Here is a 21,108-nt window from a genome sequence, read left to right as displayed (position 1 = left end):
AGCGATGACCCTACCCGCCGACCCCCACCTCGCCCTCGTACGGCCCGTCGCGCCACGCACTCCCGAGGGCTGTGAGGAGTGCCTGCAGCTCGGTTCCCCGTGGGTCCATCTCCGCCTCTGCCTGACCTGCGGTCACGTCGGCTGCTGCGACTCCTCGCCGAACCGGCACGCCCGGCGGCACGCCGCCGCCGACGCCCATCCCATCGCGGCTTCCCTGGAGCCCGGCGAGGACTGGCGCTGGTGCTTCGTCCACGAGGCGTTCGTGTGATGTCCGGCGACGAAGCCCGGCCGGACCCGGCACCCGCGATCGACGACGCGGACGAGGCCGTCCCGTTCGAGACCCCGGACGTCTACGGCGCGTATCCCCGCCTGAGCGACGACCAGATCGCCCGCCTCGCGGAACACGGCGAGCGCCGCTCCGTGAACGCCGGCGACGTGCTGATCCAGGAGGGGGAGCGCTGCGAGGCGTTCTACGTCGTTCTCAGCGGCTCCGTCGCCATCATCGAGGACTACGGGACACCGGAGGAACACCTGCTGCGCGTCCACGGCCCCGGCCGCTTCATCGGCGAACTCGGGCTTCTGCACGACCAGGTGGCCTTCTACACCGCCGTGGTCCGCGACCCCGGCGAGATCCTCGCCCTGTCCATGGACCAACTGCGCCGCCTGATCAACCGGGACTCCTCGCTCGGCGACGTGGTGCTGCGCGCCTGCCTGGGCCGCCGCGCCCTGCTGGTCGGACAGGGCGCGGGCTTCCGCATCATCGGCTCGCGCTACTCGCCGGACACCCGGCGGCTGCGCGAGTTCGCCACCCGCAACCGGCTGCCGCACCGCTGGATCGACCTGGAGACGGACCAGGAGGCCGAGGAACTGCTGCGCCGCTTCGGCGTCAGCCCGCAGGAGACGCCGCTGGTCATCTGGCGCGACACCACCCTGCTGCGCAACCCCAGCAACGCCGAACTGGCCCGGCTCATCGGCCTGCCGCCGCTGCCTGCCGAGAACGGCCGCGGCGACCTGCTGATCGTCGGTGCCGGCCCGGCCGGCCTCGCCGCCGCCGTGAACGCCGCCTCCGAGGGCCTGAACACGACCGTGGTCGAGTCCCTGGCCACCGGCGGCCAGGCCGGGACCACCTCCAGGATCGACAACTGCTTCGGCTTCCCCTCCGGGATCTCGGGCGCCGAACTCACCGAGCGCGGAGTGCTCCAGGCGAGCAAGTTCGGTGCCCGCTTCGGCGTTCCGGCGGAGGCCACCGGCATCGAGCCGCGTGACGACCACTACGCCGTCGCGTTCGCCGACGGCAGCGAGATCACCGCCCGTTCCGTCCTGCTGGCCACCGGCGCCCGCTACCGCCGCCTCCAGGTACCCGGCATCGAGCGCCTGGAGGGCACCAGCGTCCACTACTCGGCCACCGTCTACGAGGCCCAGCAGTGCCGCACCGATCCCGTGGCCGTGATCGGCGGCGGCAACTCCGCCGGCCAGGCGGTGCTGTTCCTCGCCGGCTACGCACCTCAGGTCAACCTCCTCGTGCGCGGCTCCTCCCTGGACGCGCACATGTCCCGCTACCTGATCGACCAGGTGGAACGCCATCCGAAGGTACGGGTGCTGCTGCACACCGAGGTGACGGAGGTGATCGGCGACGAGGTGCTGCAGGCGGTGGAGGTGGTCGACCACCGCACCGGCGAACACCACCGCATCGCCGTGCGGGCCCTGTTCGTCTTCACCGGAGCCGACCCGTACACCCAGTGGCTGTCGGGCACGCTCGCCCTCGACGCACGCGGATTCATCCTCACCGGAGCCGATGCCCAGGCCCGCTCGGGCCCCGGTCTCTGGCAGAGCCAGGGACGCGGCTGCATGACCCTGGAGACCAGCCTGCCCGGGGTCTTCGCGGCCGGCGACGTCCGCAGCGGCTCGGTCAAACGCGTGGCCTCCGCCGTCGGTGAGGGAGCGATGGCCGTCCACTTCATCCACCGCTACCTGGGCCACTCGGCCGCGCCCGGCGGCACGGACACCTCACCGCACACCCGGGCCAGGGAATCCGCATGGCTCGCCTGACGACCTGACAGAAGGAGGCCGATCCCAACCGAGCGATCACAACGCGAGCGATCACATCCGGGTAAGCACCAGGAGAAGGAGGCGATGGGCATGGCGATGCCCGTCGTGCGCCACCACGGTGGCGGAATGCAGCAGAAGCCCGTCGGCTGGGCACACAATCCGCTGGTCGAGTTCGACCAACTGCTCAACGAGATGAGCGGCTTGCTCGAATCCACCGTCGGCGGTGCGGCGCCCGCAGTCGCGTGGACCCCTCTCGCGGACGTCACGGAGTCCGACGACGCGTTCCACGTGGAGATCGAACTACCCGGCGTCAAGGCCAAGGACATCGACGTCGAGGCCGAAGGCCAGGAACTGGTCGTCACGGGAGAGATCAAGGAGAGGGAACGCAAGGGCGTCCTGCGCCGCAGCACCCGCCGGACCGGAGCCTTCGAGTACCGGCTGCGGTTGCCCGGAGACCTGGACACCGACAGGATCTCGGCCGACATGAAGAACGGCGTGCTCTCGATCACCGTCCCCAAGGCCGAGGCGGCGAGGCCCCACCGCATCCAGATCAGCGAGACGAGTGAAGGCGGCAGGAGCACCGACAGCGGCGCCGGCTGACACCGCCCGACCCCGGTGGGCCGGACGACGCCCGTCCGGCCCACCGGGTCCCCACGCGGCCCTGCGTGCCGTACCGCACCCGCGCCGGGACCGTCTCCCGGTCGTCGGCCCTCGCTCCGGGGCCGGGCTGTCGCGCCGGCTCCGCGCGGTGCGCGAAGTGGCTTCGGATTCCGGAGCGTTGTTCTCCGGACGTCGCCGTAGTCTCGTTCCATGCCGCTGAGATGGCGTTCCGGGCGTCAGGTCCCGGGGCCGTCGCCGGCGGCACGGTGCGCGCGGGAGCTCTGCGCACCTGGGGCCCGGCTCACTCCCACAGCCGAGCCGGGCCCCTTCATCTTCATCCCGGCGGACGGATCGCCAGAGCTGTTCTCCTCCCCAGCAATGCGAACAGTCGCTCCGGCAGGCGTGCGCCACTCGACCCCCTGAGGGCCGCGACAAGGCCGAGGGGCATGACCGGTCACCTCGTCCGTCGCCCGGCGCTATCCCGGGGACTCGGACAGGCGTACGGCGAGGGCGGCGATGTCGTCGTCCAGGCGGCCTCTGCTGAAGTGCAGGAGGTCGCGGTGGAGGGCCTCGAGCAGGTCGCGGGGTGGGACCGGAGGTACTCGGCGCATCCAGGCCGCCAGCGGGAAGAACTCACCGTCGCGGGCGCGGGCCTCCGCGACCCCGTCGGTGTACAGGAGCAGCAGGTCGCCCGGGGCGAACTCGAAGGAATCGATGCTGTACCGATCGCCGATCAGCTCCGCGAGGTTGAGCAGCGGCGACGGAGCGCTGGGCTCGAGGACACGCAGTTCCCCGCGGTTCAGCAGCAGCGGCGGCGGATGTCCGCAGTTGAGGATCCTGATAGAACCGCCCCCGTGCGGGATCTCGACCAGAAGGGCACTGGCGAAGCGCTCCATCGGCCCCTCGGGGGGGAACGCGGCGTTGTAACGGGTGCTGCTGGCCTCCAGTCGGCGTGCCAGGCTGACCATGTCGGCCTCGCCGTAGGCCGCCTCCCGGAAGGAGTTGACGATCGCCGCGGCAGCCCCCACCGCGGGCAGGCCCTTGCCCCGCACGTCGCCGATGAGCAGCCTCACTCCGTACCGGGTGTCGGCGACCTCGTAGAAGTCCCCGCCGATCCGGGCCTCCGCCGCGGCCGCGAGGTACAGCGACTCGATCTCGACGGCCCCGAAGCGGCGCGGCATCGGACTCAGCACCACCTGCTGCGCCGCGTCGGCGACCAGCCGCACCTGAAACAGGGTCCGTTCCCGCTGGAGCCGGACATGACTTCCGTAAGCGGCCGCGACGGTCACGGCGATGATCCCCGCAGCCGTCCACCACGTGCCCAGACCGGGGAACACCATGCTGAGGCCGATCATCAGGAAGAGGCAGACCGTCCCCAGCAGGATGGTGGGGAGCACCGGCCACATGGCGGCGGCGAGGGCCGGCGCCGCGGGAAGGAGGCGGCTGAAGGCCAGTTCCGGGGGAGTGGCGTAGGCCAGGCCGGCGATGACGACGGTCAGGATCACCGGCGACGACAGCACAAGCGGCCGCCTGCCGTGGCGACGAGGCAGCCGCAACCGTCCAGAATCGATCACATTTTACAGAATATCTACGCGGAGTGGACATGGCGCTCTGGCGGCTCCGACGCGGCCGCCCGCCCTGGACCGGCTCGCCGGCCTTGACGACGTACCGCACACGCTCCGCCTCCCCGCTGAGGAGGCCCGCCGCATCGAGGAACGGCGCCTCCGCACGCCGTGGCGTGCGGAGGCGCCGCCTTTCCTCGCTGCCTCACAGGCGGACCCGCAGGTGACGGGGGCCGCGCAGCATGGCGTTCTGCCGGTAGGGAGGGGGGTCCTCGAGCAGGTGTGCGGAGCCGAGGAGGGGGAGCAGTGCGCCCAGTGCGGCGTAGGCCTCCACGCGGGCCAGGGGCGCGCCGAAGCAGTAGTGGATGCCGCTGCAGAACCCCAGGTGTTCGTTGTCCGGACGGGTGGGGTCGAACCGGTCGGGTTCGTGGAAGCGCCGTGGGTCGCGGTTGCCCGAGGCGAGCGCCAGGATGACGGAGGTGCCCTTGGCGACCGGGACGCCGGCGATGTCCATGTCTTCGCGCGGGATGCGTTCGCGCATGTGCACCGGGGGTTCGAAGCGCAGGAGTTCCTCCACCGCCCGTGGCAGCAGGCCGGGCTCGCGGCGCAGGTGGTCCAGCTGCTCGGGTCGGCGCAGCAGGGTGAGCACGCCGTTGGTGATCAGGTTGACCGTGGTCTCGTGACCGGCGATGAGGAGGAGGATGGCGGTTTCCGCGAGTTCCTCCTGGGAGAGCCGCAGGTCCGGGTCCGGCTCGTTGACGAACGCGGAGAGCATGTCGTCGGCCGGCTTGCCGCGGCGCTGTTCGGCGAGGTTCAGCAGATAGCCGCCCATCTCCGTGCGCGCCCGGTCGGCGGACTCGTCGGGTTCGGTGGCGTCCGCGTCGGGCCTGACGTCGGCGGCCGCGACGAGAGCGTCGGACCAGGTCCGGAAGAGCGGCTCGTCCTGGCGTGGCACGCCGAGCAGGCGGCAGATCACGGTGACGGGCAGCGGGTAGGCGAAGTCGTCCACGACGTCGATCTCCCGGCCGGCCTCGAAGGAGCTCAGCAACTCCTTGGTGATCTGCTCGATCTCGCCGCGCATGCCGTCGACGCGCCCGGGGCAGTGCGGAGGGCCGAACGGCCGCATGGCCAGGGTGCGCAGCCGGTGGTGTTCCGGGTCGTCGAGCCGCAGGAACGGCGGCTTGCGGGTGACCGCCCCACCGGTGCGCGGATCGGCACTCATCCGTGGGTCGTGGAGCAGGGCGGCGACCTGGTGGTAGCCGCCGACGAGGTGACTTCCGTCGGCCTGCCGGACCACCGGACCGGCCTCGCGCAGTTCCGCGTACAGGGGGTAGGGGTCGGGGCGGCTGGCGTAGTCGGTGATCCGGGCCAGCAGGGTCTCGGAGTCCATGATGGCTCCTGGGGGAGTCGGGGGCGGGTCGCGGGTCAGCGCGTGGGCTGCGACACGGCCAGCCGGCGGTCGGGCAGATACCCGGTGAGCGCCACGGTGGGGCCGTGGGACAGCAGGGCCGGATCCGGCACGGCGGAGGGGACCGGGACGTCGGCCGCGAGCGCCCGGTCCTGCGCGCCGGGTGGGGGCGGGAACGCGGCGGCCGTCTCGATCAGGTGCCGGTAGTAGTCGGTCGCCTTGGCCATGTCGACGGTCACCGCGGCGGTGATCCGCCCCTGGTAGCCGTAGACCATGGCCAGCCGGCGGGCCTCCAGGGAGCCCTGGGCGATGACGACGTGGTCGGAGTAGGTGGGGACGCCCACCGACTTGATGTTGAGCCCGAACTGGGTCGACCAGAAGGACGGGACGGCCAGGTGCGGGCGACGCAACGGTCCCGGGTTGACCATGTTGTGGGCGGCCACCTCCGCCTGCTCCACGGCGTTGCCCCAGTGCTCGAGGGAGAGCATCTGGTAGCCGAACAGCGGGTGCGGGAAGCGGGAGACGTCCCCGGCCACGAAGATGTCGTCGGTGACGATCCCGTACATGGTGAAGGCCCGGCACCCGGCGTCGCAGGCGATGCCGCGCGGGCCCGCCGCGAGCCCGGAGTCCGCCAGCCACTCCACGTTGCGGATCGCGCCCAGCGCCACGACGCAGACGTCGGCGTCGACGCGGCTGCCGTCGGACAGCTGCGCACCGGTGAAACTCCCGTCGCCGTTCAGGGCGGTGACCGTCACCCCGGTGCGCAGGTCGACACCGTGGTTGCGCTGCATGACGGCCGCGAGCTTGGCCAGTGTGCCGCCCAGCGCGCCCACCAGGGGGGCGGGGCCCCGTTCGGCCACCGTGACCTCCAGCCCCCGCTCCCGGCACGCCGAGGCGATCTCCGAGCCGGTGAAACCGCCGCCGATCACCAGCACCCGCTCCGGCCCGGCGGCCAGCCGCTCGGCCAGCCCTGCGCCGTCCTCCCGGGTGCGCAGCGTGAACACCCCGTCCCGGGCGCCCTCTTCCGGGTCGGGCCAGGGCCGTGCCCGGGTCCCGGTGGCGATCAGCAGCCGGTCGTACGGCAGCGACTCGCCGTCCTCCAGCAGCACGCGCTTCGCCATCGGGTCCAGGCCGGTGGCGCGTACGCCGAGCCGCCAGTCGGCGTCCGGATCGCGGCGCATCGGCAGGTCGGTGGTGTCGGCCGTCGCCTGCCCGAGCAGCACCTGCTTGGACAGCGGTGGCCGGTCGTAGGGCGGATGGGGTTCGTCCCCGACCACGGTCAGCGAGCCGGTGAAGCCCTCGTCGCGCAGCGCCTCCGCGGCCCGCAGCCCGGCCAGTGACGCACCGACGATGACGATGCGGCCGTCCTTGAACTCACCGGACACCGGTGCTCACCTCTTCTCCGAGGAGGATGGCCTGGACCGGGCACGCGGCCGCTGCCTGCCGTACGCGTTCCTCCTGGTCTTCGGGGACGGACGTGGCGTACAGCAGTCCCTCCTCGCCGTGCAGCTCGAACATCTCCGGCGCCAGGAACACACACTGCGCGTAGCCCTCGCAGCGGGTGAGGTCGACAACGGTTCGCATGTTCACCACTTCCTCCGCCGTCACACCCCCCTCGTCTCCAGCATGAGGGGGGTTCCGGACCCGCGCACGGCCACGGTGAGGCGGGTGGCCCGTCCCACGGAGCGGCGTCGGCCGGGCCGGGGCACCGGCGGGGGCGGATGCCGGGACGAAGACAGCGATGGGGGGTGAACGCCCGGGTGGAACAAGCCAGTTGACCGCGCGGCCGCGGCGACCTTCCAGGCGCGGAGCACCGGCCGGCGGGACCGCTTCGAGGCGCCCTCCTCATTGTCGTACATCGTACGGCATAGCTGAGCCGCGCTTTCCCGTACGTCGCACGGCAACAGATGCGTCGGCAGCAGACGGGTGCACCTGGGGCATGGAGAAAATCTGCTCTCGGGAAGGTAGACATTGGCTCGTCGCAGGGCTACTGTTTCTTGCGTACTCAGGAAGTCGAAGTGGGTGCGGCAGACACGAACTGCCGTGCGAGCAGCACGAGAAGGACACGGCCTCTGGGGGCCGTGAGCAGAACCAGCGGTACCCAGCAGTACAACCGAGTAATCGAAGGTGAGGAGCAGAACGCCATCAGGATCGCCCGGGTGAACGCATTCCGCCCGGGTGCCGCAGGCCCCGGATTGGAAGGTGGTCCCCGGTCACGCATTCGCGATCCCCGCAACCCCGCCCCGCCCGGGCGGCACCGCGGAAGCAGTAGGTCGGCGCAGTAGGCCGGCAGATGGTGTTGCAAGCTCGGGGCCCGGGTGCCGACAGGCACCCGGGCCCCCCGACGCGTCCCCGAAAGAAGAGGTCTATGCCCCCTGCCGGTCCCCGTCCCGTCGACAACCTCGACGATGACGACTACCCCGCCTACACCATGGGCCGGGCCGCCGAGATGCTCGGCACCACCCCCGCGTTCCTGCGCGCACTCGGCGAGCACCGCCTGATAACGCCCCTACGCTCGCAGGGTGGCCACCGCCGCTACTCCCGCTACCAGCTGCGCATCGCGGCACGCGCCCGCGAACTCGTCGACCACGGCACCCCCATCGAGGCCGCCTGCCGCATCGTCATCCTCGAGGACCAGCTCGAAGAAGCCCAGCGCATCAACGAGCGGCTGCGCGTCCAAGGCGACCAGCCTCATCCCAGGACCTCGGCCTGATCACGGAGCCGGTCCACGGCTGGCCCTGACCACGAGCAGGCGAGAGCGACGCCCGGCCACGCCGCGGGACGAGGACGACGCCGCCGTGATGTGCCTGGGGCGGTACGGCCCGGTCGCGGCCACGCCGCCGGGCGAAGACGAGGCCGTTGTGACGTCCCTGCACCGGCACGGCCCCCAGCTGAATCGGCGACACGTCGGCTCCGGCGCGGACACGCGGCAAGCCTCGGCGCCCGCCACGAAGCGAGCCGCTGACCACGGACGCTCCGAAGAGAAACGGGCCTTCCCGCACCGCGTGCGGGAAGGCCCGTCGAGCAAGGCGGCGGGAGTGACCTCGGCGCCTCAGTGCTTGAACGCGTCCTTGGCCTTCTCCTTGGCCTCGCGGGCATCGCCGCTGCTCTTCTCCGCCTGGCCATCGACGGCCATGCGGTCGTTGCCGACGGCGTTTCCCGCGGCCTCCTTGACCTTGCCCTCGGCCTGTTCGGTCTTCGCCTTGGCCTTCTCGCCGGCAGTCATGGAATGCGCCTCCTCATAAGCGTGGATGCCACTTTCGCGGTAGCCCCCTCGTGCCCCGGCATCCCCTGTACAAACAAGGCAGAGTCAGGGAGTGAAGGAGTAATTGCGGGGCACACGGCGGCTCAGGAGGTAATAACCATGGTTCCCTTGCTGCTCGTTCTTCTTCTGGCCCTGATACTTTTCGGTGCCGGGTTCGCCCTCAAGATCCTGTGGTGGGTCGCGGTCGTCGTCCTGGTGGTGTGGCTGCTCGGCTTCGTCATGCGCTCCACCAACGCCGGTGGCGGCCGCGGCCGCTGGTACCGATGGTGACCTGACCCGCACCCGTCCAGCCACCTGTGCAGGGCCCGGCCGTCGTCTCGGCCGGGCCCTGCACGCATGGCACCCCCCGTGTGCGGCCGGCGCAGGCCCGGCGATCTGCCCCGCGATGCCGTCGTTCACCTCGTGTTATTCTCACTTGTTCGCGTGCGCGTGGCGGCCGGTGACACCGCCCTCGCGATGCCCCTGTCCCATCGGTCGCCGTTCCTGCCGGGCCTTCCTCGGTACGTTCCTCTGCGGAAGGCTCTTCATGAACCACCCCGGCCGCCCCGGCACCTCGGCCGACCCGGCCCAGCCGGTGACCGCCACCGCCACGATCCCCCCGGCCGCTTCCTTCGCCGCCCTGGACCTGCCGGCCGCGGTGTTGCGAACGCTCACCGAACTCGGCGTGCGCGAGCCCTTCCCGATCCAGGCGGCCACACTGCCCAGCGCCCTCGCGGGACGCGACGTCCTGGGGCGCGGGCGCACCGGATCGGGCAAGACACTCGCCTTCGGCCTCCCGCTGCTCACACGGACAGCCGGGCGGCGCGCGGAACCGAAGCAGCCCCTCGCGCTGGTACTGGTGCCCACCCGCGAGCTGGCCCAGCAGGTCACCGAGGCGCTCGCGCCGTTTGCCGACGCGCTCGGACTGCGGATGGCCACCGTCGTCGGCGGCATGTCGATCGGCCGGCAGGCCACTGCGCTGCGCCAGGGTGCCGAGGTCGTCGTCGCCACCCCCGGCCGTCTGCAGGACCTCGTCGAGCGCAAGGACTGCCGTCTGGGACGGGTGCGGATCACCGTCCTCGACGAGGCCGACCAGATGTGCGACATGGGCTTCCTGCCGCAGGTCACCGAGGTGCTCGACCAGGTGCACCCCGACGGTCAGCGCATGCTCTTCTCGGCCACCCTGGACCGCGACGTCGACCAGCTGGTCCGCCGTTACCTCCACGACCCGGTCGTCCACTCGGTCGATCCCTCCGCGGGTTCGGTCACGACGATGAACCACCATGTCCTGGTCGTCCACGGCCCCGACCGGTACGCCGTCACCACGGAGATCGCCGCCCGCGACGGCCGGGTGCTGCTGTTCCTGGACACCAAGCACGCCGTCGACCAGCTCACCCGCCATCTGCGGGCCAGCGGGGTGCACGCGGCGGCCCTGCACAGCGGCAAGTCCCAGCCGCAGCGCACCCGCACCCTCGCGCAGTTCAAGAACGGTCAGGTCACCGTGCTGGTGGCGACCAACGTCGCGGCTCGTGGCCTGCACGTCGACGACCTCGACCTCGTGGTCAACGTCGACCCGCCCACCGACCCCAAGGACTACGTGCACCGCGCGGGCCGCACCGCCCGAGCGGGTGAGTCCGGCAGCGTCATCACCTTGGCGCTGTCGGGTCAGCGCCGCGAACTCGGCCGGCTGATGGCCGAAGCCGGCGTCGAGCCGACGATCACCAAGGTGCGCTCGGGCGAGGCGGAGCTGAGCCGGATCACCGGAGCCAGGACGCCCTCCGGTACCCCGCTCGACGGCGGCCCCGCCGCACCCCGGCCCAAGAACACCAACGCCCCCTTCCGCGGCCTGGGCACCCGCAAGGACACCTCCCGCGGTACCGGCGGCAAGTCCTCCCGGAAGGCCGGCGAGGCCCGCAAGCTCGCCGAGGCCCGCAAGGCGGCCCAGACGCGCCGCGGCGGCTGACCGACGACGACCGGCGCACCGGATCTCCGGCTTCGCCACGGCGCACGTCGAGGTCCAGCGGGCCGGTCCGCGAGGATGGGCGGCCCCGGCAGCTGAGCGGGCCGGCGTACGCCGAGCCGGCCGCGCTCAACTCCGCGCGGCCACCGGACGAGTTGGCGCGAGCGGCGGCCCGCGTCGACCTGATCATCGGCCGGCGTCGTCACGGAACGCCCCCCGGCGGCTTCTCGGCGGCCCGCTTCCCCGGGCGCGGCGGAGTGCGCGCCCGGGAACGGCGGCGTCGGACGATCCCGGACCTGCCGCGGCAGCGGCCGGGGCGGACCGTCACCGTGCGCCGGGCCGCCCCGGCTTGCGGAGCGCAGTGGGCGCAGCGGGAGCGCCTGCCCGTGTGGCACCGCCCCGCACCGGAGTCCTCCAGGCCGCTTCACGCAGGAGCCGCAGGCCGTTGAGGCCGACGATGACGGTGGAGCCCTCGTGCCCGGCGACGCCCAGCGGCAGCGGCAGGCTTGCCACGAGGTCACAGGCCACCAGGGTGGCGATGAAGACGCCCGCGATCACGAGGTTCTGGACGACCAGGCGCCGCGCGGTCCGGGAGAGGGAGACGGCCGCGGGGACGGCGGCGAGTTCGTCGCGGACCACGACTGCGTCGGCGGTCTCCAGCGCGAGGTCGGAACCCGCCTCGCCCATGGCGATCCCCGTGTGCGCGGCGGCCAGCGCAGGGGCGTCGTTGACCCCGTCGCCGATCACGAGCACCCGGCGGCCTTCGCTGTCCCACTGCCGTACCGCGGCGACTTTGTCCTGGGGCAGCAGCCCGGCGCGGACGTCGGTGATGCCCACCTGGCCGGCCAGGTGTTTGGCGGCGCGTGCGTTGTCCCCGGTCAGCAGGACCGGAGACCGGCCGGTCAGTGCGGTCAGGGCGGCGACGGTGGCGGCGGCGTCCGGCCGCGGCCGGTCCGCGAGGCCGATCACCCCGGCCGGGGCGCCGTCGCACAGAACCAGCACCGCGGTCCGCCCGGCGTCCTCCAGCTCCGCCACCACCTCCGACGCGGGGCCGGCGGCAGGGGTGAGGAGCCGGGCCGGGGACCCCACCTGGACGACGTGACCGTCGACGCCGGCGCTCACGCCCCGCCCCGGCGCGGAGGCGAAGTCGAGCGCCTCGGCCAACGGCAGCCGGTGTTCGCGGGCGGCGTCGACGACGGCACGGGCGAGGGGGTGCTCGCTGGGGCGCTCGGCCGCGGCGGCCAGGGCCAGCAGCGCGTCCCCGGTCAGTCCGCTGCCGTCCAGCGGGCGGATGTCGGTGACGCGGGGGGTGCCTTCGGTGAGGGTGCCGGTCTTGTCCAGGGCGACCGCGTCGACCTGACCCAGCCGTTCCATCACGACGGCCGACTTCGCGAGGACCCCGTGCCGGCCGGCGTTGGCGATCGCGGAGAGCAGCGGCGGCATCGTGGAGAGCACCACCGCGCACGGGGAGGCCACGATCATGAAGGTCATCGCCCGCAGCAGGGCGGACTCGGGCGCCGAACCGAAGGCCATCGGGATCGCGAAGACGGCGAGGGTCGCGACGACCATGCCGATGGAGTACCGCTGTTCGACCTTCTCGATGAACAGCTGCGTGGGGGCCTTGGTCCCGGAGGCCTCCTCGACCATCCTCACGATCCTGGCGATCACCGAGTCCGCCGGGTCGCGCTCGACGCGGACGCGCAGGGCGCCCGTGCCGTTGACCGTGCCGGCGAACACCTCGTCTCCGGCCTCCTTGACCACCGGCAGGGGCTCGCCGGTGACGGTGGCCTGGTCGACGTCGCTCGCCCCGTCGACGACCCGGCCGTCGGCGCCGACCCGCTCGCCGGGCCGCACCAGGATCACGTCACCGGCCTTCAGCTCCTCGGCGGGTACGGTCTCCTCGCTGCCGCCGGGCAGCAACCGGGTCGCGGTCGCCGGCGCAAGGTCCAGCAGGCCGCGTACGGAGTCCGCGGTGCGGGCGGTCGCGACGGCCTCCAGGGCACCCGACGTGGCGAAGATGACGATCAGCAGCGCCCCGTCGAGGACCTGGCCGAGGGCGGCGGCGCCGAGGGCGGCGACGACCATCAGGAGGTCCACGTCCAGCGTCCTGTGCCCGAGGGCCCTCACACCCTCCCGCCCCGGTTCCCAGCCGCCTGTGACGTAGACGGCGGCGTACAGCGGGGCCCACAGCCAGGCCGGGGCGCCGAGGAGGTCGAGTGGCAGGGCGACCAGGAACAGGACCAGCGCGGCCAGCGCCCACCGGGCCTCCGGCAGCGCCAGCACCCGCGTACGCCGCCGGGGAGGGGCCGGGCGCGGTGCGGCGGCGGCCGGTGCGGCCCGCTGGTCGAGGACAGGAGGCATGGGGGACAACCCTTCGCGGGCGGACGGGCAACACCTTCACGATACATGAATGTCTGAATAGGTCTTCAGGTGTCGCCGCTATGATGGCCGCATGGGCCACGGAACCGACGACGCCAGGAGCGCCACCACCCGCGAGCGCCTCGACGCGGTCGGCACGGCCGATGTCGCCGCGACCCTCCAGGCGCTGGCCACACCCTCGCGGCTGCACATACTGGCCCGCCTCCAGGAAGGCCCCTGCTCGGTCGGCGACCTCGCCGAGGCGGTCGGCATGGAGGCCTCGGCCTGCTCCCACCAGCTCCGCCTGCTGCGCAACCTCGGGCTCGTCACGGGCGAACGCCACGGGCGTTCGATCGTGTACGCCCTCTACGACAACCACGTCGCCGAACTCCTCGACCAGGCCCTCTACCACGTGGAACACCTGCGCCTGGGAGTCCGGGACACCCCGTCCGCACCGCGCGGGCCCATCGCGTCCGGCTGAACACGGCGACCAGGGGGCCGGGAAGCCCGCACCTCGGTCCTGGGTGAAGCCACCGCCGTCGCGACGTCGTCGAACCGCGGTCCGCCCGCCGAGAGGCCACGGGACCGGCCCGCCGGGCATGCCGGTGCCCTTGGGTCGGGCATGCCGGTGCCCTTGGCGTGCCTCGACCGGCAGTCCTGCGCGGGCGGTCGTCCGGAATCGTGCTCGGCCGCCCGGGGGACCTGTTCAGCTCGGGACGGCCGCAGTAGGATCCCCACCGTGGTCAGAGGGAATGATCCACCTTCGTCCGAAATCGTCGAGCACGCAGCGCGATTCCACCTGGAGGACCTGACACACGTCCGCGAACTTCTGTCCGATTTCGACGGCACATGTCTGGATCCGGCTCGGCCGAAGTCCGCGTTCGGACCGGCGGAACAGTTCGCCGGCAACAGCATGCTGTTCACCACCGGATCCGCTCCGCGGGACGTGTGGGCTCATTCCGGACTGGGTGCGACGGTCGAGGCGACAGTGGTGGCGACGGACACTCCACTTACGCTCATCGACCTGTGCTCCATGACGGCGAACACGATCCTGGGCATCAACGACCCGTGGGTGAAGCTGAAGCAGGCGTCGTTCCTGGTCTCCTCCCAGCCGCACTACCTGACCGCTCGGATGGGGCACGACCTCACCTACCGGATAGCACGACGGATCCTCGGCTGCTTCGAAGGCCTCGGCGGCACCGACGACTACGTGGTCAACCTGCGGCAGTGCAACGGCTCCGACGCCGTCGAGCTCGCGCTCCACGCTGCGTGGAAGTCTGCCGCCCCGGCCCCCCATCGCCGCAAACTGGCGACCTTCCGAGGCTCGTACCACGGGGAGAGTCTGACCGCGAACTGGGTGAGCGAGCACCAGCCCGGCCGCCTGCTCGCCGACGCGCCCGACAACGTGGTCTTCTTCCCCACCCCCGAAACGGACGACGGCCAGGAGCTGAGCGCACGTACCCTGTCGACCCTCGAAACCCTCGAACGGGACGGCGACTCCTACTTCGCCGTGATCATCGAGCCCATCCAGTGGCGCAACTCGGTGCACACCGTGCCGCCGGAGTTTCTTCGCCGGCTGCGGGAGGTCTGCACACGGAAGTCGATCTGCCTGATCTTCGACGAGATGCAGACCGCGTTCGGATACACCGGTGCCATCAGCTATGCGCGGACATCCGGCGTCAGCCCCGACATCACCGCGATCAGCAAGGCCCTGACCTCGGGCCACGGCTCACTCGCCATCATCGTCGCGAGGCGCAGGTACCGGCAGGTGGAGACTCCGTTCGGGGCCAAGTCCAACTCCGGCAACATGCTGGCTCTCGTGGCTGTGGACGCCGTGCTGGACCGGCTGCTGGGCCTGGAGCAGCCGGAGGAGCGGACGCTGCCCGCCTGGCTGCCGTCGGGGCTGGCGGCCGAACTGAGGGTCGGCCTGCTCGCCTCCGCGTACCCGCGTGCCGTGGCCCTGGTCGACGAGTTGTTCGCCGAACTCCGCCGTCGCTTCCCGACTCTCCTCGGCCCGCCCCGCGGCGTGGGCCTCGTGCGAGGCCTGGTCCTGTTGGAGGCGGACGGTCAGCCGTCCACACGTCTCGCCGTGGCAACGGCCAAGCTCTGTCTGGCGCACGGGGTGTACGTCCGCCAGGCCGACACCGCCGTTCTCCTCAAGCCGTGCCTCGTGCTGACCCGCGCCGAGACGACGGTCGCCCTGGACGCACTGACGAAGACCTTCGACGACGTCCTGCGGCTTCGCGATGAAGGCTGACGCCGAACGACGCCCCGGCAACCCGGCCCCGTCGACCGTCACGGCGGCATATCCGTCGGAGACGCCGACGGTGAACTGCCTGGACCAGGTCCGCGTCTGGATCAGCTCCGACGGTCTCCCGGCGAAGCACCGCGCCCGGCTCACTCGCCTACGTGCGATGAACGGCGGCGGCCGGATCCTGCTCGTCGTCGCCGGCTCCGTCCTCGTGCCGGAGGCGAGGAGGGACGTGTACGCGTTCGCAGGTCGACTCGGCATCGACGTGTGCGACGTGAGGACGATCCCGGCCGCCGACGCGGACGAACGCGTCATCCTGGACCACATCCACGCCGAGATCGACGCCCACTTCTCCAGGCCCGAGGAGGCCAAGGGCAACCTTTCGGTGGTGTCGGACTACGCGCGGCTGCTCCGCTTCGTGATCGAGCGGGGCATGTGCACGGACATGGACGTCGAGTTCGCGCAGTCTCTCGGCTCGGCGGCGGCGCGTACGCCGTGCCCGCTGGGTATCCTCGCGCGGTTCAAGGACAACGGTTGCCTCAGCAATGACGTGACGGCCGGGTTCGCCGGGGCGGAACCGTTCCGGAGAGCCCGGCACCGGGCCGCGGCCCTGGTGACCACCTATCGCGAGGCCGCTTGCCGATACCTCGCCGCCGTCCACGGGGTGGTCGTCGATCCCGGCGAGGTCAGCGGTCATCCACGCTTCTTCGAGCTGCGCAACCTCCGGCATGATCCGTCGCTGATGGGAACCGCGCGGTTCAGCCTCGCCGGGGGACCCGACAACCTCGCGATCGCGTTCCACGAGGCAGGGCTGGTCTGCGGATACGAGGCCGGAGTCGAGCGTGGCATCGAAGCAGGCGAGCTCACGTCCGGCCACGTGCCGCACACCCTGGTGGGCGGCACCCCCGCCACCGGCCTCACCTACGAGCCGTTCGAGTTCGGGGCGCCCCCGTCCGCGCGTACGGAGGCGGAACAACGAGCGCGGCTGTGGCCCGACTCGTTGCCGGAGGTCGTCTGCCACTGGGACCACAGCTGGATCACCGGCCTCCACGACTGGCAACCGCTGACCTACCGCGAGCGGCTGCTGCTGGCCACGCTGGACGGAGAAGCGTGGCGTCGTGACGAGGCCGCGTCGATCGCCGGCAACCGTCCGCTCCGCCGCTGCCTCGTGGCCCCGACGGCCGCCACCGCCCATGAGCCCCCGGCGTTCCGGAGTCGTTCGGTGCTCTCCGCTCTCGCGCACGACCAGCCGCCCGCCCGACGGCAGGCTCGCGGGACTCCGCGGGGCGAGCCCACGGTGAGGCACCCGGGAGAGTCCGAGAAGGACCCTTTCCGGGACAACGGGATCGTCGCGGTCGACGGCCTCGTGGACGAACCCACCCTCCTCGGACTGCGTGACGGTTTCGAAGCCGAGGTCAGCAGGAAGGGCGGGACGACCTCTCTTCAGCAGCTCTCGTTCAACCTGGCCGTCGACGCATGTGCGCGTCGCACCGTCGAGATGATCAGGAATCTCGCCCACCTCCCGGAACTGACGGAGATCCTGGAGCGGTACTTCGACGGCCCGTCACGGTTCGTCTCGGCGCGGGGATACCGACAGGGCCCGTGCAAGCCGCTCCGGTACCGTGCCTGGGACTACCACCAGGACATGAAGACCAGAGGGCCGTTCGAGGAGCTGAAGGTCATGGTCCTGCTGACCGACGTGACGCCCGACGGCCAGGCCATGCGGTATGTGTGCGGGAGCCAGAAGGTCCCATGGAGGTTTCAGACGCAACGCGAGACGAAGTTCACGCTCGACGAAGCCCTCAGGTTCGGCAACGGCGGTCTGTTCCTCGGCCACGGAACGTCCGGGACCTGCGTCGTGTTCGACACGAACGGCATCCACTCGGGCCACCGCAACCTCTCGGAGACCCGGGACGTGTTCACCCTCAACTTCGCGCGTGAGTCGACCGGTTCCTTCTTCATGTTCTCCGATCCGGTCCTGGTGGGGCCGGCGCCCGGCGGCGCCGCCGGGCGCCGTGCCCGCTCCCTCTCCTGGCGCACTTCGGTCGTGGAAGAGGATCGCCTGGCCGCGATGCGTGCGCAGTACAGGTCGACTCCGGACCTGGCCGCGACGAAGCCCCGATGGTCCGGCGACGCGCTGGACCTGGTCGACGTCATGGCGGCAGATCTCAACGCGGACCTCGACCTGCGTCTGTCCGCACGGTTCGAGGACGACCGCGAGCGCGACATCGCCCTGGTGAAGATCCGTGACGCGGCCCTGGACGACGAGCAGTACACCGAAGTCATGTCGCGGCTCGACGTGGCGGAGGAGATCGGCACGTGCCTGTGGACGAACAGCAGTCCGCTGGCCGCCGCCGGTGAGATCGCCGAACACGCACACGGTGCGCTCTCTTCCGGCGGACGGGGGGAGGCGGCGGCGAACTGCTCCGCCCTGCTCGGCGACCTGTGCGACGCTCTCGGGCGCTGCGACGGAGTGCAGCGCCTCCGCACCACGGCGGCCTACCTGTACTTCACGTGCGCATGGGCTCACCGGCTGCTCGTGGCCTCGGGGGGCGAAGGCCTGGACGAGGGCTGCCGGCAGCTCCTCGACCTGTTCGCGCACGTGGTGGCCGAGGACAACCCACCGGAAGCAGGGGAGGCGATCGGGCGAGATGCATGACGCGCAGACGGCTGAGCAGTTCACGCCACCCGGCGACGCGCCGTTCCATCTTTCGAGCATCGCGTCGATCCGTCGGGCCGTCGCGGCACTTGAAGGCAGTTGCCTCGACCCCGCAGGGCGGCTGACCGACCTCACACCTCAGGAGCACCTGGCCGCCAACGCCACGCTCTTCACCGCGGGCGGCTCACTCGCGCGCGAGTTCTGGGCGGACACGGCGCTCGGCTCCCGGATCCAAGGCACCCTGGCCCGTACCGCGACACCCACGGAAATGGTCGATCTGTGCTCGATGACCTGCAACACGGTCCTGGGCGTCAACGATCCGTGGGTGAAGCTCAGGCAGGCGTCCTTCCTGCTCTCCGAGCAGCCCCACTACCTCCCGGCACGGATCGGCAGCGACCTGTTCTACCGCGTCGCTCATCGCATCCTGAACCGGCTGAGCCGCTTCGGGGCGCCCGACGACTTCGTCATCAACCTGCGCCAGTGCAACGGCTCGGACGCGGTGGAGCTCGCACTCCACGCTGCGTGGCTCGCAGCCCGTGGCGCACCGCGCCGACGCAGACTCGCGGCATTCCGGGGCTCGTACCACGGGGAGAGCGTCCTGGCCAGCCTCGTGTGCGAGGACGATCCCGCGTACGGCGCCGGGCGCGCACTGGTCGATCACGCCGACAACGTGGTGCACTTCCCCTCGCCCAGGTGTGAGGACGGCGTCGGCCTGAGTGCCGAGGCGCTGGCCACGCTCGACGCCCTGGAGCGCGACGGTGAGGAGTACTTCGCCGTGCTCATCGAGCCGATCCAGTGGCGCAACTCGGTGCACGCGGTGCCGCTGGAGTTTCTCCGACGGTTGCGCGACGTGTGCACGCGGAAGTCGATCTGTCTGGTCTTCGACGAGGTGCAGAACGCCTTCGGCTACACGGGGACCGTCTTCTTCGCGGAGAGCAGTGGGGTCTGCCCGGACGTCGTGGCCACGGGCAAGGCGCTGACCTCGGGGCACGGTGCGCTGGCCATCGTCGTCGCCCGGCGGCGATTCGCCGAGGTGGAGGCCCCGTTCGGTAGCAAGACCAACTCGGGGGACATGCTGTCGTTCGTCGCTGTCGACGCCGTGCTGGACCGCCTCACAGGTATGTTCCCGGAGGAGTTCGCGACCTTGCCCGCCTGGCTCCCGCCCGGTCTGGTCGCGGACTTGGGCGGCGGTCTTCTCGAGTCCGCCTACCCACGTGTGGTCGGGCTGCTGGAGGACTTCCTGGTCGATCTGCGGCACCGGTTCCCCTCGCTCGTCGGCCCCACGAGTGGCCTCGGGCTGGTGCGCGGAGTCGCCATGCTGGGCCCGGACGGCCGGCCGTCCGGGCACGTGGCCGGCAGCGTCGCGGATCTCTGCCTGAAGCACGGCGTCTACGTCCGCCGGGCGGGCCACTGCCTGTACGTCAAGCCCAGTCTGTCGACGAGCGAGAAGGACTTCGAACAGGCTGGGACCCGGTTGGCGGCCACCTTCCACGAGGTTCTGCACCGTAGCGCTCGCGAGGAGGCGAAATGAGTGGTGCCGCCGAGGACACGACGTCCGCGCCGGCCGCCGTGCGGGACCTCGAGCCGCTGACGACGGCGTTCCGGGGAACCGTGCTCGACCCCGCACGCCCACAGTACCGGCGGCCGGACGGACGTCCGTACGACCCGGAACCCGCGATGTTCACGCGCGGGTCGGCGCCGCGGCCCCTCAGCGCCGTCGCCGGTCGCGGAGCCACCCTCGAACTGGCCGACGGCTCCGAGCTCGTCGACCTGTGCTCGATGACCGAGAACACCGTGCTGGGTCTCAACGACCCGTGGGTGAAGCTCCGTCAGGTCTCGCACGTCCTGTCGGAACGACCGCATTACGTGACCGTCCGCTTCGGCAACGATCTCTACTACCGGGTGGCGAACAGGCTCTCAAGGCACTTCAACGAGACCGGGGGAGGCAAGGACTACGTCCTGAACCTGCGCGAGTGCACGGGGTCGGGGGCGGTCGAGCTGGCGCTCCACGCCGCGTGGAGGGCGGCGCGTACGTCCCCCGGGCGCCGCAAGGTGGCCTCCTTCGTGGGCGCGTTCCACGGGTCGAACCTCGGCGGTGTCCTCGTGAGCGACCACCAGCCCGAACGCGGCTCCGGCCGAGTCCTCCTGGACCGGGCCGACAACACCGAGCAGTTCCCGGTCCCCGAAACGGGCCCGGACGGACGGCTCAGTGCGGGCACCCTGGACGCGCTCGCGACCCTCGAACGTGACGGTGAGCAGTACTTCGCCGTGATCCTCGAACCGATTCCGTGGCGCAACGCCGTCCACGTCGTTCCGGTCGAGTTCCTCCGAAGGCTTCGGGAGATCTGCACCGCGAAGTCGATCTGCCTGATCTTCGACGAGGTGCAGAACGGGTTCGGATTCACGGGGAGCATCTGGTACGGGGAGGTGTCGGGTGTCCACCCCGACATTTCGGTGCTGGGAAAGGGGCTGACCTCCGGACACGGAGCGCTCTCCCTCATCGTCGCCGACCGTGCGTTCGGCACCGTCGAGTCACCCTTCGGGTTCAAGTCGAACTCGGCGAACATGCTGTCGCTCGTGGCGGTCGACGCGGTGCTCGACCGGTTGCTCGGCGTGGCAGGGCCCGATGCGGAGGCGCTTCCGCACTGGCTCCCCACCGGAATGGAACAGGACCTCAGAGCGGGCCTGCTGTCCACCACCTACGCCCGTACGGTCCGATTGGTCGACGAGATGCTCACCGTGCTGCGCCACCGCTTCCCGGCCATGGTGGGTCGGGCGGCGGGGACGGGACTGATGCGCGGGCTGGTGATGCTCGACGGCGACGGGGCTCCGTCCCCGGCGGTTGCGGGCGAGGTGGCGAGAGTGTGCACGGGTTACGGAGCCCATGTCAGGCAGGCCGGCACAGCCCTCTTCGTCAAGCCCTGCCTGGTGATCACTCGGCGGGAGGTGGAGCGGGCACTGGACGCACTGAGCAGGACGTTCGAGGCGGTGGCCGGCTCACGAGCCGGGTGAGGCCG

The 21,108-nt window shown here is 71.3% G+C and carries 17 protein-coding genes; 11 read left to right on the top strand and 6 right to left on the bottom strand.

What is annotated here, in order from left to right:
• Positions 1 to 4 precede the first annotated feature (4 nt).
• From ABVB68_RS16995 to ABVB68_RS16985, 3 genes are all read left to right on the top strand, one after another.
• Complete coding sequence (locus tag ABVB68_RS16995) at positions 5 to 268, top strand: UBP-type zinc finger domain-containing protein (RefSeq protein WP_353601874.1); 264 nt, start codon at positions 5 to 7, stop codon at positions 266 to 268.
• Positions 268 to 2,049 carry an FAD-dependent oxidoreductase gene (locus tag ABVB68_RS16990; protein ID WP_353601873.1) on the top strand — a complete coding sequence of 594 codons (1,782 nt, stop codon included), beginning with the start codon at positions 268 to 270 and terminating at the stop codon, positions 2,047 to 2,049. The genes ABVB68_RS16995 and ABVB68_RS16990 overlap by 1 nt, the downstream gene beginning before the upstream one ends.
• Before the next feature lie 90 nt (positions 2,050 to 2,139).
• Complete coding sequence (locus tag ABVB68_RS16985) at positions 2,140 to 2,649, top strand: Hsp20/alpha crystallin family protein (protein ID WP_353601872.1); 510 nt, start codon at positions 2,140 to 2,142, stop codon at positions 2,647 to 2,649.
• 476 nt (positions 2,650 to 3,125) lie between these two features.
• Here the strand turns inward: ABVB68_RS16985 and ABVB68_RS16980 are convergent, their stop codons facing one another.
• From ABVB68_RS16980 to ABVB68_RS16965, 4 genes are all read right to left on the bottom strand, one after another.
• Positions 3,126 to 4,223, bottom strand: a complete 1,098-nt coding sequence (locus ABVB68_RS16980) for a PP2C family protein-serine/threonine phosphatase (protein WP_353601871.1) — start codon at positions 4,221 to 4,223, stop codon at positions 3,126 to 3,128.
• A 193-nt stretch (positions 4,224 to 4,416) separates the two neighbouring features.
• Positions 4,417 to 5,601 (bottom strand): cytochrome P450, encoded by a 1,185-nt coding sequence (locus ABVB68_RS16975; RefSeq protein WP_353601870.1) that lies wholly within the window; start codon positions 5,599 to 5,601, stop codon positions 4,417 to 4,419.
• A gap of 35 nt (positions 5,602 to 5,636) precedes the next feature.
• Positions 5,637 to 7,004, bottom strand: coding sequence for an NAD(P)/FAD-dependent oxidoreductase (locus ABVB68_RS16970; protein WP_353601869.1), 1,368 nt, complete (start codon positions 7,002 to 7,004; stop codon positions 5,637 to 5,639).
• Entirely contained in the window at positions 6,994 to 7,203 is a 210-nt protein-coding gene (locus tag ABVB68_RS16965; protein ID WP_353601868.1) for a ferredoxin, read from the bottom strand. The genes ABVB68_RS16970 and ABVB68_RS16965 overlap by 11 nt, the downstream gene beginning before the upstream one ends.
• A 784-nt stretch (positions 7,204 to 7,987) precedes the next feature.
• On the opposite strand from ABVB68_RS16965, the gene ABVB68_RS16960 reads away from it, so the two are divergent.
• Positions 7,988 to 8,332, top strand: a complete 345-nt coding sequence (locus ABVB68_RS16960) for a MerR family transcriptional regulator (RefSeq protein WP_353601867.1) — start codon at positions 7,988 to 7,990, stop codon at positions 8,330 to 8,332.
• A 339-nt stretch (positions 8,333 to 8,671) separates the two neighbouring features.
• On the opposite strand, the gene ABVB68_RS16955 is transcribed toward ABVB68_RS16960, so the two are convergent.
• Entirely contained in the window at positions 8,672 to 8,845 is a 174-nt protein-coding gene (locus ABVB68_RS16955) for a CsbD family protein (protein WP_353601866.1), read from the bottom strand.
• A 138-nt stretch (positions 8,846 to 8,983) separates the two neighbouring features.
• Between ABVB68_RS16955 and ABVB68_RS16950 the strand changes: the two genes are divergently transcribed.
• A complete protein-coding gene (locus tag ABVB68_RS16950; RefSeq protein WP_353601865.1) occupies positions 8,984 to 9,154 on the top strand; it encodes a hydrophobic protein in 171 nt (56 codons plus the stop codon).
• A 256-nt stretch (positions 9,155 to 9,410) separates the two neighbouring features.
• A complete protein-coding gene (locus tag ABVB68_RS16945; protein ID WP_353601864.1) occupies positions 9,411 to 10,826 on the top strand; it encodes a DEAD/DEAH box helicase in 1,416 nt (471 codons plus the stop codon).
• Between the two features lie 321 nt (positions 10,827 to 11,147).
• On the opposite strand, the gene ABVB68_RS16940 is transcribed toward ABVB68_RS16945, so the two are convergent.
• On the bottom strand, positions 11,148 to 13,184 hold the full coding sequence (locus ABVB68_RS16940; RefSeq protein WP_353601863.1) for a heavy metal translocating P-type ATPase: 2,037 nt from the start codon (positions 13,182 to 13,184) through the stop codon (positions 11,148 to 11,150).
• A 91-nt stretch (positions 13,185 to 13,275) separates the two neighbouring features.
• Here ABVB68_RS16940 and ABVB68_RS16935 point away from each other — a divergent pair, with 91 nt between their 5' ends.
• The 5 genes from ABVB68_RS16935 (at position 13,276) to ABVB68_RS16915 (ending at position 21,103) form a co-directional block, all read left to right on the top strand.
• A complete protein-coding gene (locus ABVB68_RS16935) occupies positions 13,276 to 13,662 on the top strand; it encodes an ArsR/SmtB family transcription factor (RefSeq protein ID WP_353601862.1) in 387 nt (128 codons plus the stop codon).
• 258 nt (positions 13,663 to 13,920) lie between these two features.
• Positions 13,921 to 15,438, top strand: a complete 1,518-nt coding sequence (locus ABVB68_RS16930; protein WP_353601861.1) for an aminotransferase class III-fold pyridoxal phosphate-dependent enzyme — start codon at positions 13,921 to 13,923, stop codon at positions 15,436 to 15,438.
• On the top strand, positions 15,428 to 18,091 hold the full coding sequence (locus tag ABVB68_RS16925; protein WP_353601860.1) for a phytanoyl-CoA dioxygenase family protein: 2,664 nt from the start codon (positions 15,428 to 15,430) through the stop codon (positions 18,089 to 18,091). Before ABVB68_RS16930 ends, ABVB68_RS16925 begins: the two co-directional genes overlap by 11 nt.
• Positions 18,084 to 19,622 (top strand): aminotransferase class III-fold pyridoxal phosphate-dependent enzyme, encoded by a 1,539-nt coding sequence (locus tag ABVB68_RS16920; RefSeq protein WP_353601859.1) that lies wholly within the window; start codon positions 18,084 to 18,086, stop codon positions 19,620 to 19,622. The genes ABVB68_RS16925 and ABVB68_RS16920 overlap by 8 nt, the downstream gene beginning before the upstream one ends.
• Positions 19,619 to 21,103 carry an aminotransferase class III-fold pyridoxal phosphate-dependent enzyme gene (locus ABVB68_RS16915; protein WP_353601858.1) on the top strand — a complete coding sequence of 495 codons (1,485 nt, stop codon included), beginning with the start codon at positions 19,619 to 19,621 and terminating at the stop codon, positions 21,101 to 21,103. Before ABVB68_RS16920 ends, ABVB68_RS16915 begins: the two co-directional genes overlap by 4 nt.
• The last annotated feature ends 5 nt before the right edge of the window (positions 21,104 to 21,108 follow it).

Origin of the sequence: Streptomyces sp. NPDC096012, assembly GCF_040426375.1 — a bacterium.
Taxonomy (GTDB): domain Bacteria; phylum Actinomycetota; class Actinomycetes; order Streptomycetales; family Streptomycetaceae; genus Streptomyces.
The sequence above is the reverse complement of the archived record's forward strand: the minus strand, read 5'-3'. Positions and strand labels throughout refer to the sequence as shown.

What these genes read in the sequence shown, in the direction of transcription:
- ABVB68_RS16995 (WP_353601874.1), top strand. Translation starts at nt 5, where the DNA reads ATGACCCTACCCGCCGACCCCCACCTCGCCCTCGTACGGCCCGTCGCG.
- ABVB68_RS16990 (WP_353601873.1), top strand. Translation starts at nt 268, where the DNA reads ATGTCCGGCGACGAAGCCCGGCCGGACCCGGCACCCGCGATCGACGAC.
- ABVB68_RS16985 (WP_353601872.1), top strand. Translation starts at nt 2,140, where the DNA reads ATGGCGATGCCCGTCGTGCGCCACCACGGTGGCGGAATGCAGCAGAAG.
- ABVB68_RS16975 (WP_353601870.1), bottom strand. Translation starts at nt 5,601, where the DNA reads ATGGACTCCGAGACCCTGCTGGCCCGGATCACCGACTACGCCAGCCGC.
- ABVB68_RS16965 (WP_353601868.1), bottom strand. Translation starts at nt 7,203, where the DNA reads ATGCGAACCGTTGTCGACCTCACCCGCTGCGAGGGCTACGCGCAGTGT.
- ABVB68_RS16960 (WP_353601867.1), top strand. Translation starts at nt 7,988, where the DNA reads ATGCCCCCTGCCGGTCCCCGTCCCGTCGACAACCTCGACGATGACGAC.
- ABVB68_RS16955 (WP_353601866.1), bottom strand. Translation starts at nt 8,845, where the DNA reads ATGACTGCCGGCGAGAAGGCCAAGGCGAAGACCGAACAGGCCGAGGGC.
- ABVB68_RS16950 (WP_353601865.1), top strand. Translation starts at nt 8,984, where the DNA reads ATGGTTCCCTTGCTGCTCGTTCTTCTTCTGGCCCTGATACTTTTCGGT.
- ABVB68_RS16945 (WP_353601864.1), top strand. Translation starts at nt 9,411, where the DNA reads ATGAACCACCCCGGCCGCCCCGGCACCTCGGCCGACCCGGCCCAGCCG.
- ABVB68_RS16940 (WP_353601863.1), bottom strand. Translation starts at nt 13,184, where the DNA reads ATGCCTCCTGTCCTCGACCAGCGGGCCGCACCGGCCGCCGCCGCACCG.
- ABVB68_RS16935 (WP_353601862.1), top strand. Translation starts at nt 13,276, where the DNA reads ATGGGCCACGGAACCGACGACGCCAGGAGCGCCACCACCCGCGAGCGC.
- ABVB68_RS16925 (WP_353601860.1), top strand. Translation starts at nt 15,428, where the DNA reads ATGAAGGCTGACGCCGAACGACGCCCCGGCAACCCGGCCCCGTCGACC.
- ABVB68_RS16920 (WP_353601859.1), top strand. Translation starts at nt 18,084, where the DNA reads ATGCATGACGCGCAGACGGCTGAGCAGTTCACGCCACCCGGCGACGCG.
- ABVB68_RS16915 (WP_353601858.1), top strand. Translation starts at nt 19,619, where the DNA reads ATGAGTGGTGCCGCCGAGGACACGACGTCCGCGCCGGCCGCCGTGCGG.